Origin of the sequence: Kribbella catacumbae DSM 19601, assembly GCF_000372465.1 — a bacterium.
Taxonomy (GTDB): domain Bacteria; phylum Actinomycetota; class Actinomycetes; order Propionibacteriales; family Kribbellaceae; genus Kribbella; species Kribbella catacumbae.
Genome location: NZ_AQUZ01000037.1, coordinates 36,812 through 51,085 on the forward strand (window position 1 = coordinate 36,812; position 14,274 = coordinate 51,085).

The 14,274-nt window shown below is 68.6% G+C and carries 13 protein-coding genes; 8 read left to right on the forward strand and 5 right to left on the reverse strand.

Features of this window, described 5'->3' with window-relative positions; all coding sequences use genetic code 11:
* Positions 1-3: 3 nt before the first annotated feature.
* On the reverse strand, positions 4-1,194 hold the full coding sequence (locus tag A3ES_RS0130800; RefSeq protein WP_020390699.1) for a C39 family peptidase: 1,191 nt from the start codon (positions 1,192-1,194) through the stop codon (positions 4-6).
* 185 nt (positions 1,195-1,379) lie between these two features.
* Between A3ES_RS0130800 and def the strand changes: the two genes are divergently transcribed.
* Genes def through A3ES_RS0130820 form a run of 4 tightly spaced genes read left to right on the forward strand, consistent with a single transcriptional unit; the run spans position 1,380 to position 5,289 of the window.
* Positions 1,380-1,928: a peptide deformylase gene (def, locus tag A3ES_RS0130805; RefSeq protein WP_020390700.1), complete on the forward strand. Its 549-nt coding sequence runs from the start codon at positions 1,380-1,382 to the stop codon at positions 1,926-1,928.
* A complete protein-coding gene (gene fmt / locus A3ES_RS0130810) occupies positions 1,925-2,866 on the forward strand; it encodes a methionyl-tRNA formyltransferase (RefSeq protein WP_020390701.1) in 942 nt (313 codons plus the stop codon). Before def ends, fmt begins: the two co-directional genes overlap by 4 nt.
* Positions 2,863-4,248, forward strand: a complete 1,386-nt coding sequence (locus A3ES_RS0130815) for an RsmB/NOP family class I SAM-dependent RNA methyltransferase (protein WP_020390702.1) — start codon at positions 2,863-2,865, stop codon at positions 4,246-4,248. Before fmt ends, A3ES_RS0130815 begins: the two co-directional genes overlap by 4 nt.
* A gap of 57 nt (positions 4,249-4,305) precedes the next feature.
* The gene (locus A3ES_RS0130820) at positions 4,306-5,289 is read left to right on the forward strand and encodes a DMT family transporter (protein ID WP_020390703.1); all 984 of its coding nucleotides are present in this window, start codon (positions 4,306-4,308) and stop codon (positions 5,287-5,289) included.
* On the opposite strand, the gene A3ES_RS0130825 is transcribed toward A3ES_RS0130820, so the two are convergent.
* Both A3ES_RS0130825 and A3ES_RS0130830 read right to left on the reverse strand, forming a co-directional pair.
* Positions 5,286-5,936, reverse strand: a complete 651-nt coding sequence (locus tag A3ES_RS0130825) for a hemerythrin domain-containing protein (protein WP_020390704.1) — start codon at positions 5,934-5,936, stop codon at positions 5,286-5,288. The two genes, A3ES_RS0130820 and A3ES_RS0130825, sit on opposite strands and share 4 nt — an antisense overlap.
* 25 nt (positions 5,937-5,961) lie before the next feature.
* Positions 5,962-6,936, reverse strand: a complete 975-nt coding sequence (locus A3ES_RS0130830) for a DMT family transporter (protein ID WP_020390705.1) — start codon at positions 6,934-6,936, stop codon at positions 5,962-5,964.
* Positions 6,937-7,021: 85 nt separating this feature from the next.
* On the opposite strand from A3ES_RS0130830, the gene A3ES_RS0130835 reads away from it, so the two are divergent.
* The 4 genes from A3ES_RS0130835 to A3ES_RS0130850 are packed head-to-tail and all read left to right on the forward strand — an operon-like array spanning position 7,022 to position 12,461.
* Complete coding sequence (locus tag A3ES_RS0130835; protein ID WP_020390706.1) at positions 7,022-8,230, forward strand: cysteine desulfurase-like protein; 1,209 nt, start codon at positions 7,022-7,024, stop codon at positions 8,228-8,230.
* A gap of 44 nt (positions 8,231-8,274) precedes the next feature.
* On the forward strand, positions 8,275-9,855 hold the full coding sequence (locus A3ES_RS0130840) for an alpha-amylase family protein (protein WP_020390707.1): 1,581 nt from the start codon (positions 8,275-8,277) through the stop codon (positions 9,853-9,855).
* Between the two features lie 16 nt (positions 9,856-9,871).
* Positions 9,872-11,173, forward strand: a complete 1,302-nt coding sequence (locus A3ES_RS0130845; protein ID WP_020390708.1) for an ROK family transcriptional regulator — start codon at positions 9,872-9,874, stop codon at positions 11,171-11,173.
* 7 nt (positions 11,174-11,180) lie between these two features.
* Entirely contained in the window at positions 11,181-12,461 is a 1,281-nt protein-coding gene (locus A3ES_RS0130850; protein WP_020390709.1) for a glycoside hydrolase family 125 protein, read from the forward strand.
* Here A3ES_RS0130850 and A3ES_RS0130855 read toward each other — a convergent pair.
* Both A3ES_RS0130855 and A3ES_RS0130860 read right to left on the reverse strand, forming a co-directional pair.
* A complete protein-coding gene (locus tag A3ES_RS0130855; RefSeq protein ID WP_020390710.1) occupies positions 12,454-13,299 on the reverse strand; it encodes an ABC transporter permease in 846 nt (281 codons plus the stop codon). The two genes, A3ES_RS0130850 and A3ES_RS0130855, sit on opposite strands and share 8 nt — an antisense overlap.
* Positions 13,289-14,218 (reverse strand): ABC transporter ATP-binding protein, encoded by a 930-nt coding sequence (locus A3ES_RS0130860; RefSeq protein WP_020390711.1) that lies wholly within the window; start codon positions 14,216-14,218, stop codon positions 13,289-13,291. Before A3ES_RS0130860 ends, A3ES_RS0130855 begins: the two co-directional genes overlap by 11 nt.
* Positions 14,219-14,274 lie beyond the last annotated feature (56 nt).

Genomic DNA, 14,274 nt, shown 5'->3' on the forward strand with positions numbered 1-14,274 from the left:
CGCCTACAGACCGATGTTCTTGAACGAGTTGGCCAGGGTCGCGTTGAACAACGCCGAGGCGGGGATGTTCTTCGGCCCGTCGGTGACATTGCCGCGACTGTTGAAGCGGCGCTCGTTGAACACCTCGAAGATGCCGATGGTGCCCTTCTTCGTGTCGTACCCGCGACCGACCTGGTAGTGCCCGCTGTGGTTGAACGCGAGGTACGGGAAGTACCGCTTCAGCAGTTGCACGTGCTCGATCACCGGTGCCGGCTTGCCGTCGCCGAGATGCTTCTGGTGCACGGCCATGAACTTCTGCGTGTTCCAATGGCCGACGCTCTGGACGATGTAGTTGCCCGCCGCAAGGTCCCAGTTCGTCTTCAGGTTGGTCTGCTTGACCATCGCCGAGATCGCCGTACCGGAGCTGGTCGCGCCGAGGTCCTTGGCCCAGGACGCCTGGGTGTCCTTCTGCTTGTCGTCGGCCCAGTCGATCGCCTGGAAGGTGGCCGGACCACACCAGTACCCCTTCTCCTGCGAGGTCTGGAAGCCCTTCATGATGTACGACGAGGACGGCAGCTTCACCACCGGCGCGGACGGCTTCGGCTTCGGCGTACCGGGTGAGGCCGGCGTGGTCACCGTCGGCGCGGACGGGGTCGGTACAGGTGTCGGTGCCGGGGTCGGCGCTGGAGTCGGCGCAGGTGTGGTCGGGGTCTGATCGTTGGTCGACGAGTCGAGCTCACGCAGCGCGCGGGCCTTGTCGCGGCCGTCCCAGGCGGCCTGCATCTCCTCGAGCTCCGCGTTGAGCCGTACGCCGTCCGACAGCGAGGACCGCTCGGTCACGAACTCCGCAGGCGTCAGCGCCCCGGTCGCGATGTCCTGCTCGGCGACGCTCTGAGCGTCGGCGGCCGCCGCGGGTGCGCTCGTCAGCTCACTGAGCTGCGCTCCGCTGGGCAGTTGATCGACGAAGCCCAGCCCGAGGCAGTAGTTCTCGGTCTCGAGCTTGAAGCAGCGCATCACCTGCTGCGTCTGATCCGCCAGAGCCGTTGCCCGCAGCATCGACGAGTCCGGCGCGGTGCGAATCACCTCCTGCGCCAGCTCGCTCCAAGATTTCGCGTACGAGGGTTCCCGCGGCTCGTAGGCGGCGGCCAGTGGGGCTTGGGCGAGCAGGGCACCGAGCAGGATCAGGCCGGCTGCCCCTCGTGTCGCTGTGGGCATTGTGGTCTCCCGTTGGGCGTGTGACGGTAGTGACTGTTGGTACGCCTGAGACCACAGTACGTGCTTGTGGCAACAATGTGGAGGGGGGTGCTCGCTGTCCGCGACCACGGGCGGCCTGCGGAGACCCGGCGCACCGACCACTAGACTTGCCCGGTCCCCCCTTCGGTGAGTGCTGTGGAGTTTGCGTGTCGGTCCAACCCATCCGTCTGTTCGGCGATCCCGTCCTGATCACCAAGGCCGACCCCGTCGTCGACTTCGACGCCGAGCTGCGCCGGCTGGTCGCGGACCTGACCGACACCATGCAAGCCGCTCCCGGTACCGGCCTGGCCGCGCCACAGATCGGCGTCGGCCTCCGCGTTTTCACGTACTTCGTGGAGGGCGAACTCGGCCACCTGGTGAACCCCGAGCTGAGCCTGTCGCTGGAGGAGCAGTTCGGTCCCGAGGGCTGCCTGTCGATCCCCGGCCTGACCTTCGACTGCCGCCGGGCGATGAGCGTCATCGCCAGCGGCTTCACCATGTACGGCGAGCCGGTGGTGATCGAGGGGTCGGATCTGCTGGCCCGCTGCATCCAGCACGAGACCGACCACCTCGACGGCGTGCTGTTCGTCGACCGGCTGGACACCGCCACCCGCAAGGCCGCGATGAAGGCGATCCGCGAGGCCGAGTGGTCCGGCCTGTCCGGCCCGCCGCAGGTCAAGGTCTCACCGCACCCGATGAACGGATTTGGCCTGTGAGAGTCGTCTTCGCCGGCACCCCCGAGGTGTCCGTCACCGCGCTCCGCGCGATCGTTGCCAGCGGCCACGAACTGGTTGCCGTCGTCACCCGGCCGGACGCCCCGGCCGGTCGCGGCCGCAAGCTGGTCGCCTCCCCGGTCGCGCAGTACGCCGAAGAGCTCGGCGTCGAGGTGCTCAAGCCGGTCAAGCCGAGCGATCCCGAGTTCCTCGCCCGGCTGACCCAGATCGCGCCGGACTGCTGCCCGGTCGTCGCGTACGGCGGGCTGCTGCCGCAGGCCGCGCTGGACATCCCGCCGCACGGCTGGATCAACCTGCACTTCTCCGTACTGCCGGCCTGGCGTGGTGCCGCGCCCGTGCAGCACTCGATCATCTCCGGCGACGACGTGACCGGCGCGAGCACGTTCCGGATCGTCAAGGCACTCGACGCAGGTCCCGTGTACGGCGTACTGACGGAGCGGATCGGCCCGAAGGACACGGCCGGTGACCTGCTCACCAGGCTGTCCGAGTCGGGCGCCAAGCTGCTCGTCGACACCCTCAACGGCATCGAGGCTGGTGCACTGGTGGCAGTCGAGCAGCCGGCTGACGGCGTGACGCTCGCCCCGAAGATCAACGTCGAGGACGCCGAGCTGGACCTCGCCGCCCCGGCGCAGCACGTCGACCGGTTGGTCCGGGGTTGCAACCCGGCGCCAGGAGCATGGACGACGTTCCGCGGCGAGCGGCTGAAGGTGCTCGACGTCGACCTGACCGAGGACGAGGATCTGAAGCCTGGCGAGCTGCGCACCACCAAGTCGAGCGTCGCGGTCGGCACCGGCAGCAAGGCGCTGAAGCTCGTCACGGTCCAGCCGCAAGGCAAGAAGCCGATGGCGGCAGCCGACTGGGCCCGCGGCGTACGGATCAGCTCCGATGACCGCCTCGGTCCGGAATCGAAGGCAGAGTGAGCGACCGCAGTCCACGGAACCGGGCGCCGCAGCGCCGTCCCGACAAGGTCCGCCAGGTCGCCTACAAGGTGATCCGGCAGGTCTCGTCCGAGGACGGCTACGCGAACCTGGCCCTCAACAAGGCGCTACGCGACCAACGCCTGAGCGGTCGCGACGCCGCGTTCTGCACGGAGCTCGTGCACGGCACGCTGCGCTGGCAGGGGACGTACGACGCGATTCTCGCGCGCAGCGTGTCCCGTCCGCTGGCCGAGCTGGACCCGGAGCTGCTCGACCTGCTCCGCCTCGGCGCGCACCAGCTGCTCCGGATGCGCGTCGACTCCTACGCCGCCGTGAACGAGATGGTCACGCTGACCCGCGCGGAGGTCGGCCAGAGCCGCAGCGGCCTGATCAACGCAGTACTGCGTAAGGTCAGCCAGCGCACGCTCGAGCAGTGGATCGCCGACGTCGCGCCGCACTCCGACGACGATCTCTTCGGCTTCCTGTCGATCGCGAAGGCGCATCCGCGCTGGATCGTCGAAGCCTTCGCCGACGCGCTCCACACCGATGGCTACGAGCTGGACGACCTCCTCGACGCCGACAACGAGCCGCCTCGCGTGACGCTGGTGGCGCGGCCCGGTCTGGCCGAGGTGGACGACCTCGTCGAGGCCGGAGCGACTAGGGCCCGCTACTCGCCGTACGCCGCTGTCCTGCAGGGCGGAGGCGATCCTGGTCGGATCTCGGCTGTCTCGTCCGGGCGGGCCGGAGTACAGGACGAGGGGTCGCAGCTGGTCGCCACTGCGCTCGCGATGGCGCCCCTAGAGGGCACAGACGCGAAGTGGCTCGACCTGTGCGCCGGGCCAGGCGGGAAGTCCGCCCTGCTCGCAGCGATCGGTAGTCAGCGGGACGCGCTGCTGACGGCGGTAGAGCCGCTGCCGCACCGGGCCGAGCTCGTGCGGTCCAACCTGCGGGCCGTGCCGGGCGATCACCAGGTGCTAGTCGGCGACGGCACCAAGCCGACTTGGCCAGAGGGCTCCTACGACCGCGTGTTGGCTGACGTGCCCTGTAGCGGGCTCGGTGCTCTACGGCGGCGCCCGGAAGCACGCTGGCGTCGTACTGCGGAGGACGTGGCCGAGCTGCGCCCGTTGCAGGAGCGACTGCTCGACTCGGCGATCACCTCTGTCCGCAAGGGCGGCGTGGTCGCGTATGTGACCTGTACTCCGCACCCGATGGAGACACGCGCGGTAGTGGACGCAGTACTGGCGCAGCGGAGCGACGCGGTGCTTGAGGACGCCCGGGCGTTGCTCCCTGGCGTGCCGTCGCTGGGAGAGGGGCCGGACGTCCAGCTCTGGCCGCACCTGCACGGGACCGACGCGATGTATCTGGCGCTGGTGCGGCGTATTTGACGCTCACTGGGTGGACCGGGTGTCAGGTGTGTCAGGTCCGACGGTCATGATAGAGGGGTGACAGCAACCGATATCCGCCCGGCCCGGACCGCTCAGCAACACCAGCTCATCGGGTTATCGGCGGCCTTCGGGATCGGCATGCTGTTCGCGATCCAGTCCCGCCTCAACGGGGAACTCGGGCACCGCCTCGGCAGCGGAGTCCCGGCGGCACTGATCTCTTTCGGCACGGGGCTGGTCATCCTGCTGGCCGGCTGCGCAGTAGTGCCTTCGATCCGTCGGTCGGTCGCACGGGTGTGGCAGACGATCCGGAGCCCTTCGGGAGGGCTCAGGTGGTACCAGTGCATCGGTGGGCTCGCCGGTGCGTTCCTTGTTGCCACACAGTCGATCACTGTCGCGGTGATTGGCGTGGCTGTGTTCACTGTCGCCGTAGTGGCTGGGCAGGCCGTCAGCAGCCTGGTAGTGGACCGTATTGGCCTCGGACCGGCCGGCCCGCAGCCCTACACACCTCTGCGAGTCGTAGGCGCTCTGGTGGCGCTTGCGGCCGTAGTACTGGCCGTGTCTGACCGGTTGAATCACCCGTCAGGGCTGCTGCTTGCAGTGCTGCCTGCACTGGGTGGCGTCTTCACTGCTGTGCAGCAAGCCGTCAATGGACGAGTCGCCCGTACTGCGGGGCTCGACGCGTCTGCAGCTCTAGCGGCCGGAGTCATCAACTTCCTGGTCGGCTTCATTGCTCTCCTGGTCGTCTTTCTCGCCGAGCTTGTTTTCCGGGGAGCACCCAACAGCTTGCCGTCCGACCCCTGGCTGTACTTCGGGGGCGCGTGCGGCGTGATCTTCATCAGCGCGGCGGCCGCGGTGGTCCGGGTCGTCGGCGTGTTCGTCCTGGGCCTCGGGACCATCGCGGGCCAGTTGATCGCCAGCCTCTTCATCGACCTGTTCCTCCCGGCCTCCGACCAGGCGGTCAGCCTCCCGGTGGTCGCCGGCACCCTGCTCGCCCTCGTCGCGGTCGTGGTCGCTTCAATCCCCAACCTCCGGAGGAGCTAGCCCTTCCGGATCACCCGGACGTAGCCGTCGTACGAGCGGCGGCCGACCAGCTTCCAGAGCGCCCGCACCGGCGCCGGCAGCTTCGCCAGAAAGCTCTGCCGCTCCTGCTCCGAGGCGTCCTCCAGGATCATCCCGAGGAACAGCAGCCGCTTGCGCTTGGTCTCGATCGAACTGGCGCCGCGGTTGCCGATCTCGGCCCACTCCTCGAGGCTCAGATGCTCCCGCGCGAGCGGCAGGACCTCTTGCTCCTCCTCGCCGAGGTGCAGCTCGAGCAGTGACGACACATCACGCAGTGCTGCCGCCAACTCCGCGCCATCAGCCTTCCCGGCCGTCGCCGCCCAGGTCGGCAGCACCTGCTCGATTCGATCGAGTACTGCGGACAGCGCCTCGTGCTGAGACTTCATCCGGTGCACCAGCTCGGTGTGCAGCGTCGCCCGCTGCAGCAGCGGCGGCCAAAGCAGCTCATCCTCGTTGAGGTGGTGGTGATGCAGTGCCGCGACGAGATCGGTCAGATGCTCGGCCAGCACCGCCGATCGAGCGGTGTTGCCCTCGGCAACCTGGCCGACCAGGTCCGGCAGCAGCCGGAACTCCCGCCGGAACACTCGGTGGACGACCACCATGTCGTGGGTGTCGGGTTGTGCGCTCATGGTTCCCCCCAAAGAACGGTCCGATCTACGGTACTCCGGCCGCCCGCGCCTGGACCGGGGTTTTCGCCGCCGTACCCGATCGGATCGAACTGATGACCCCTTGGGATACCGCGACCCCGAGCAGCACGATCAGCGCGCCGACCGGCTGGTACCAGGTGAGGCGTTCCTGCAGCACGATCACGCCGGCCAGGATCGCGAAGATCGGCATGATGTAGGTGACCATCGCCGACATGCTCGCGCCGATCAGCCGGATCACCCGCAGGTTCAGCACGAACGCCATCCCGCTGCCGAGCGCGCCCAGCGCGATCACGCTGCCGATCACCTCGATCGACAGCGACCAGGGCGCCGGCGGAGCCTGACCTGAAACGATCGGAGCGAAGATCGCGAGCTGCACCGTCGAGCAGATCAGCAGGGTCGCCGACAGCGCGGTACCGGACAGCTTGCTGCCGGCGATGAACTTCTTCTGGTAGGGGATGGCGATGCCGTAGGCAACCGCGGCGGCCACGCAGAACAGCTGGCCGACCAGGTCCGCGCCGCCGTGCAGCTGCCAGGCTCCGAGCACGACCATCATGCCGAGGAACCCGATCAGCAGTCCGAGAACGCGCTGCAGGGTGAACTTCTCGGTCCGGAACACCAGAACGGCCAGCGGGAGCACGACCAGCGGGGTGATCCCGTTCCAGATCCCCGCCAGCAACGACGGGATGCGCTGTTCGCCGTACCCGAACAAGGTCCAGGGGATGGCCGAGCCGACCGCGCCGGCGACGAAGTTGTGCGCCCAGATCCGCGGCGAGCGCGGCAGCGACTCGCGCTTGATCACCAGGATCGTGAGCAGCACGAGGCTTCCGGCGATCACCCGGCCGAGCGCGAGGTAGGTCGGGTGCAGTTCGCGCACGCCGACGGAGATGAAGAGGAAGCTGCAGCCCCAGATGGCGCCGAGGGTCAGCATGGTGGGCAGCCACGCCCGGACCGGTGGCTTGTCAGGAGTCGTCAGGGTGCTCACTCCTGGCATCCTGCAGCATGCCGCGGACAATTTCCGCTTTCTGCCCGGAATTGGGCACTCGGCCCCCAGGGGGCAGGATGTCGGCATGGGCTTTGACGTAGATGCTGTCCGCAAGCAATTCCCTGCGTTGAGTGAGGGAGCCGCGCACTTCGACGGGCCGGGTGGCTCGCAGACACCGCAGGTGGTGGCCGATGCGGTCGCGGCGACGATGGTGTCGGCACTCGCGAACCGTGGCCGGTTGACCGTCGCTGAACGGCGGGCGGACGAGATCGTTCTCGGCGCCCGGCAGGCGATGGCCGACCTGCTGGGCACCGATCCGGGCTGCATCGTCTTCGGGCGGAGCATGACGCAGTTGACCTACGACTTCGCTCGAACGCTCGCCAAGGACTGGGGTCCGGGCGACGAGGTGATCGTGACCCGGCTGGATCACGACGCGAACATCCGGCCGTGGGTGCAGGCCGCGGAGGCGGTCGGCGCGACGGTTCGGTGGTTGGCCTTCGATCCTGCGACGTCCGAACTGGATGATCTCGGGTCGTTGCTCTCGGCCAAGACCCGCCTGGTCGCGGTGACCGGCGCCTCGAACCTGCTCGGCACCCGGCCTGATCTGCTGCCAATCGCGTCGCTTGCGCATGACGCCGGTGCACTCGTGTACGTCGACGGCGTCCACCTGACCGCACACGCGCCGGTGGATGCGGGGTTCGCGGACTTCTACGCCTGCTCGCCGTACAAGTTCTTCGGTCCGCATTGCGGCGTGCTCTCGGCGGCTCCCGCGCTGCTGGAACGGTTGCGGCCGGACAAGTTGCTCCCGGCAACTGATGTGGTGCCGGAGCGGTTCGAGTTCGGCACGCTGCCCTACGAGTTGCTCGCCGGGACGACCGCCGCGGTGAACTTCCTCGCGGGACTGGGTGGCCTCGCGGGGCTCGGGGGAGCGGGTTCTGGGAATCGGAGAGAGCGATTGCTGAGTTCTCTGGCGTTGCTGGAGAACTACGAGGATGAGTTGAGAACCGATCTGGAGACACGGCTGGCGGCGATCGACGGCGTGACGCTCTACGGCCGGGCGGAGCGTCGTACGGCGACTCTGCTCTTCTCCGTCGCGGGGTGGGAGTCGGGTGACGTTGCCGCCAAGCTGGCCGAATCCGGGGTGAACGCACCGGCCGGCTCCTTCTATGCGCTGGAGGCGTCCCGCCACCTCGGCCTGGGTGACGCCGGCGCGGTCCGCGCCGGCGTGGCGCCGTACACGAATCAGTCCGACGTCGACCGGCTGGTCGAGGCAGTCGAGAATCTGAGGGTCTGACGGACTAAATCAACACCGTGGGGTAAGTCGGGTAAGCTCTTCCCGTGCGAGAGCCGAACCAGGTCTTCATCCAGCCCACTCCCGCCGGCGAGCTACTTGCGGCCGCCGCAGCAGACGGTCGCTGGACGGCCGGCGGGGTCCAGGTCCGCTGGTCGGCCGCTGGCGAGGTTCTCGTCATGGCTTCCGGCGGCGTCTCGCGAGTCGCTCTGCGGTGGGACGAGCCTGTCCCCTCCGAGGCGCTCGTTCTCGGCGACGCCTGGGAGCGTTCTTACGGTGATCTCCAATGGCGCCATCTCCAGCATGAGCGGCTGCTGCCGTGGTACTGGCTGGCGCACGAGGCGAAGACCGGCAAGACCTTCGGCGCGGGCGTCGACGTACACCCCGGCGCCTTCTGCTCCTGGACCGTCGATCAGGCCGGCTTCACCCTCTGGCTCGACCTCCGCAACGGCGGCAGCCCGACCCAACTCGGTGACCGCCAGTTGACTGCGGCCGTCGTGCGACGCTTCGAAGACGCCGGTACGCCGTGGCTGACCCTCCACGCGGCCATCGCGGCGATGAGTTCCGCCGTGACGCTCCGGGACATCGGCCCAGTTGTCGGCGCCAACAACTGGTACTACGCCTATGGCGAAGGCTTCGACGAGAAGGCTGTTCTGCAGGATGCCGCGACGGTCGTGGAGCTTGCGGATGGCCATCCCGTGAAGCCGTTCAGCGTCGTCGACGATGGCTGGAATCCCGGCGGCAACGGATCCGGCGGTCCCTGGGAGAGCGGTATCTCCGGGCTCTTCGACGACATGGCAAGAACCGCGGCGGCGATCAAGGAGCTCGGCGCCCGCCCCGGCCTCTGGTTCCGCCCGTTGCTGTCCCGCGAATCCGGACCCTGGGGTCGCCCCGGCCAGTCCGACGGATTCGGCCGCGCCCTCGACCCGACGTACCCGGAAGTCATCGACCTCGTGCGAGGTGACCTGCAACGCTTCAGGGACTGGGGTTTCGAGCTGGTCAAACACGACTTCAGCACGTACGACCTCTTCGGTCGGTTCGGCCCGGCGATGGGCGCCCAGCTGACCGATGACGGCTGGCAGTTCCACGATCCCACCCGGACGACTGCCGAGATCGTCCTGAACCTGTACCGCGAGATTCGCGCCGCGGCGCAGGACGTCGTACTGATCGGGTGCAACACCGTTGGCCACCTGGCAGCCGGCCTGGTCGACGTTCAGCGCACCGGCGACGACACGTCCGGCCGCGACTGGGAGCGGACCCGGAAGATGGGCGTCAACTCGCTTGCCATCCGGTTGCCGCAGCACCAGCGGTTCTTCACCGTCGACGCCGACTGCGTGCCTTGTACTCCGCAGACGCCGTGGGAACTCAACCGGCAGTTCCTCGACCTGGTGGCCCGGTCAGGGAGCGCTCTCTTCGTGTCCGTCGACCCTGCCGCCCGGACCGCGCGGACCGACCGCGATCTTGGCGACGGTATACGGTTGGCGCTCAGTGGTGGCAACGCCGCGGACGGTGGGATCGAGCCGCTCGACTGGCTGGTGAACACGACGCCCACCGTCTGGCGTGCAGGCACTGAGATTGTTCGCTACGCCTGGTCGCGGCCGTGGGGCGCCGACCCAGCCGCAGGCTAGCAAGGATGGGGGAGCGGTGAGCACCGAGCAGCCGCCGGCCGTAGCACGCCGGGGTACGAATCTCGATCGTGTGGGTGGATTCAACGACGCGGTGGTGCTGGACGCGATCCGGCGGGCCGAGCAACGGCTGAGCCGGGTCGAGATCGCAGCATCGACCGGCCTGTCCGGACAGGCAATCTCCAACATCACCCGCCGGCTGCTCGACGCCGGCCTGGTCCGTGAGGCCGGCCGGCAGAAGAGCAGCGGCCTGGGCAAACCACGCACGCTGCTCGAGTTGGAGCCCACCGGCCAGTACGCCGTGGGCGTGCACCTCGACCCTGCGGTGGTCACGACGGTCGTGCTCGATCTGACCGGGCAGGTGGTGGTCCGCAGGCGAGCCGAAACGCCGGCTTCGGACGACCCCGACGTCCTCATCGCGGGAATCGCTGCCACAGTCGAGCAGGTCATCGCGGAAGCAGGTGCGCCGCGCGAACGCGTGGTCGGCGTCGGCATCGCGGCACCGGGCCCGATCGACGTGGAGCGCGGTGTCGTCGTCGACCCGCCGAATCTTTCCGCCTGGCACCTGGTCCCGCTGCGGGACGCCTTGCGCGAGCGGACCGGCCTGCCGGTCCTGCTGGACAAGGACGTCACCGCTGCCGCCTCGGCCGAGAAGTGGGCCGGCGGCCCGAACGGTCGCGGCAGCTTCCTCTTCTTCTACCTCGGTACGGGCGTTGGGGCCGGCCTGGTGATCGGCGACGAAGTGGTCCGCGGTTCGAGCAGCAACGTCGGCGAGATCGGCCACGTGATCGTCGATCCGGACGGCCCGGTCTGCTACTGCGGGCGCCGCGGCTGCGTCGGCGAGACGAGCCAGCCGCGCTATCTGGTCCAGCAGGCCGTCCAGGCCGGAGTACTTGCCAAGGGCATCGATCTGGACGACCGGCACGCCGTCGACCTCGGCTTCGCGGAACTGTGCGAGCAGGCCGGCGCGGGTGCCGGGGTGGCCCGCGAGTTGATCGCCGCGCTGGCGGACCGGATCGCCAAGGTGGTCGAGGACATCGCGAACCTGCTCGACCTGGAGCGGGTGGTGTTCGGCGGTCCGCACTGGGACCAGCTCGCGCCGTTCTTCGACGGGCAGGTCCGGGCAGCGCTGGAAGAGCGCTTCCTGGTCCGCTCCGTGCACCCTTTCGCCGTCACCGGCACTGCGCTCGGCGCGGACGTCGGCGCGGTCGGTGCGGCCAGCCTGGTGCTGGACCACACCTTCTCTCCCAATCCCTCAGTGCTCCTGCTCGGACCCGCAGAGAGCGCTCCAGCCGCTGTTGCCGGGTCCGCTGAAAGGTGATGTCTTGATGACCGGTATCGATCCCGAGGTCCTGGCCCGTGCCACCGAACAAGTCCGCCGGGCCACCGGCGACCAGGTGATCGCGGACATGTTCCACCGGTCGATGACGCAGAACCTGCCCGCCGTCGCGGAACAGTTGCCGGACGGTACGACGTTCGTGCTGACCGGCGACATCCCGGCGATGTGGCTGCGCGACTCCGCCGCCCAGTTGCGGCCCTACCTGGTGCTGTGTGCCGAGGACCCGGCCCTGCAGGACGTGCTGATCGGCGTCCTGCATCGTCAGCTGGAGTACATCGCGATCGACCCGTATGCCAATGCCTTCAACCGGGAGGCGAACGGCGCCGGTCACACCACCGACGAGACCGAGATGTCGCCGTGGGTGTGGGAACGCAAGTACGAGATCGACTCGCTGTGCTACCCGATCGAGCTCGCCTTCCGGTTGTGGCGGATCACCGGCCGGGCGGACGTGATCGACGATCGCTTCCGGGGCGCGGCGGTCGCGATCCTGGATCTGTGGACGACCGAGCTGGATCACGAGGCCAATTCGCAGTACCGGTTCCAGCGGCACGACGAGGCAGCGAGCGACACGCTGGTGCGCGAGGGGCGTGGGCAGCTGACCGCACCGACGGGCATGTCGTGGAGCGCTTTCCGGCCGAGTGACGACGCCACCGAGCACGGCTTCAACGTGCCCGGCAACATGTTCGCCTCGGTCGTGCTCGGCTACCTGCAGGCGATCGCGACCGAGGCGCTCGGCGACGGCGCTCTCGGTGATCGGGCCAAGGAGCTGAAGGCGGGCATCGACGACGGGATCGCCCAGTTCGGCATCGTCGATCACCCGTCGCTCGGCCGCGTCTACGCCTACGAGGTGGACGGCACGGGGGAGCGGTTGCTGATGGACGACGCGAACATGCCGAGCCTGCTGTCGATGCCGATGACCGGCTTCGTAGCGGCCGACGACCCGACGTACCTGGCGACTCGTTCGCTGCTGCTCAGCGCCGAGAACCCGTACTACTACAGCGGTTCTCACGCTGCCGGGATCGGGAGTCCGCACACTCCGCCGACGCACGTTTGGCCGATCGCCCTGGCTGTCCAGGGCCTGACCAGTACGGCGGCGGAGGAGCGTCAGCGGCTGCTCGAACTCCTGCGCGACACCACGGGTGGTACCGGGCAGATGCACGAGTCGTTCCACTGCGACGACCCGACCGTGTTCACCCGCGAGTGGTTCTCCTGGGCCAACGCCATGTTCTGCGAGCTGTGCCTCAGCCACGCCGGCCGCACTCTCAGCTGACGTCGCGGCGCCGGTTGGTGACCATCGCGAGCACGACGAAGACCGCGCTGTAGACGAGCATCGTCGAGAGAGCGCGACCTCCGGACACGGCATCCCGGACGCCGGGCGGCGCGTCGGCCGCGGTCATCCCGGTCACGCTGAACACGAGCGCGCCGGCGTTGGCGCCCGGCATCGCGTCGGACAGGAACCTCAGATCGGGGAGCAGGCTGCTGACCACGCCGGCCAGCAGTGCCTCGATCCCGAGGATCCAGACCACGCCGAGACCGATCGGCAGCGCAACGTTGCGGAAGGCAACGGCCAGCGCCGCGCCGGCCAGACACCACAGGGTGAGGACGAACCAGCCGCCGGCCAAGCCTTTCAGCAAGGTGAGCGGACCAGGCCAGTCCATCGGCGCGCCCTCTGCCGCGGCGATCCCGATGCTGCACAGACTGCAGGCGACGAAGATGCCGAGTACCCAGACGGCCAGCATGGTGAGCAGCCCGAGCAATTGGCCGCCGAGCAGCGTGGTCCGGCCGGGGCGCTGGGTGAGGATCGTCTTCAGCGTTCCCCAGGTGTACTCGCTGCCGACCACGATCGCGCCGAGCACCAGAGCGAGTGCTCCCGCGAAGACCGGGAAGCCGCCGATCGTGTTGTCCATCACGCGTTCCGGCAGGACACCACGCAGTACCTCGGAGCGTGGGATGCCGTCGGTCTGCTGATTGCCGTCGCCCGTCGCGTAGCCCAGGTAGGGCAGCAGGTAGCCGAAGATCAGGCTCAGGACGAGCCCGGCCCCGAACAGCACCCAGACGGCGGATCGTTTGCGGAGCTTGAGCAGCTCGGCGCGGTAACTACCCAGCATTGGTCTTCTCCGGTCCGTTGTCGGTGGTGGTGAGTTCGAAGAACACGTCCTCGAGGGCGCGCTCGGTGCTGTGCAGCTCGGAGACCGCGATCCCGGCCTCGACCAGCAGGCGGTTCACCTCGGCGGCCCGGTCGGGCGCGACCTTGACCCGCAGCGTGTCGTCGTACTGGTGGACGGCGGCGGCGCCGAGGGCTTCGGTGAGGATCGAGCGAGCGCTCTCTCGAGGCGTCGCGCGGATCACCAGCTCCTGCTCGGTGCGCAGGTCGTCGACGAGGTGCTCGGCGACCATCCGGCCTTCGCTGATGATGCCGACGCGATCGCAGATCTGCTGCACCTCACCGAGCAGGTGGCTCGACAGCAACACCGTGCGGCCGTCGGCACCGAGCTCGCGGATGAGTCGCCGCATGTCCCGCATGCCGGCCGGGTCGAGTCCGTTGGTGGGCTCGTCGAGGATGACCAGCTCGGGGTCCTTCAGCAGGGCCGCCGCGACCCCGAGCCGTTGCTTCATCCCCAGCGAGTACGTCGAGAAGCGGTCCTTCGCGCGCCCGGCGAGATCCACCAGCGCGAGCACTTCGTGGATCCGCGTGCGTGGTACCTCGGCGTACTCGGCCAGTAGGCGCAGGTTGTCGAGGCCGGAAAGGTACGGGTAGAAGGCGGGCGACTCGATCATCGAACCGGTACGGGCGAGCACCTGCGCCTGGCCCGGCGCACCGCCGAGGACGCGGACCGTGCCGCTGGTCGGGGCGATCAGCCCGGTCAGGATTCGCAGCGTCGTGGTCTTGCCGGCGCCGTTCGGCCCGAGGAAGCCGTAGACCTCGCCAGGCAGAACCGTCAGATCGACACCGTCGACAGCCAGGGTGTCGCCGTAGCGTTTGGTCAGGCCCGAAACCTCGACCAGCGGGGCAGTGGTTGCGTTCATACCTCGACAGTGCCGGTCACCGCCCGCTCACCGCGTCGCCCACCGGGAGTGACCGC

Excerpts from the sequence above, each read along its gene's own strand:
- A3ES_RS0130800 (WP_020390699.1), bottom strand. The coding sequence starts at position 1,194 with ATGCCCACAGCGACACGAGGGGCAGCCGGCCTGATCCTGCTCGGTGCC.
- A3ES_RS0130825 (WP_020390704.1), bottom strand. The coding sequence starts at position 5,936 with ATGAGCGCACAACCCGACACCCACGACATGGTGGTCGTCCACCGAGTG.
- A3ES_RS0130835 (WP_020390706.1), top strand. The coding sequence starts at position 7,022 with ATGGGCTTTGACGTAGATGCTGTCCGCAAGCAATTCCCTGCGTTGAGT.
- A3ES_RS0130850 (WP_020390709.1), top strand. The coding sequence starts at position 11,181 with ATGACCGGTATCGATCCCGAGGTCCTGGCCCGTGCCACCGAACAAGTC.
- A3ES_RS0130855 (WP_020390710.1), bottom strand. The coding sequence starts at position 13,299 with ATGCTGGGTAGTTACCGCGCCGAGCTGCTCAAGCTCCGCAAACGATCC.
- A3ES_RS0130860 (WP_020390711.1), bottom strand. The coding sequence starts at position 14,218 with ATGAACGCAACCACTGCCCCGCTGGTCGAGGTTTCGGGCCTGACCAAA.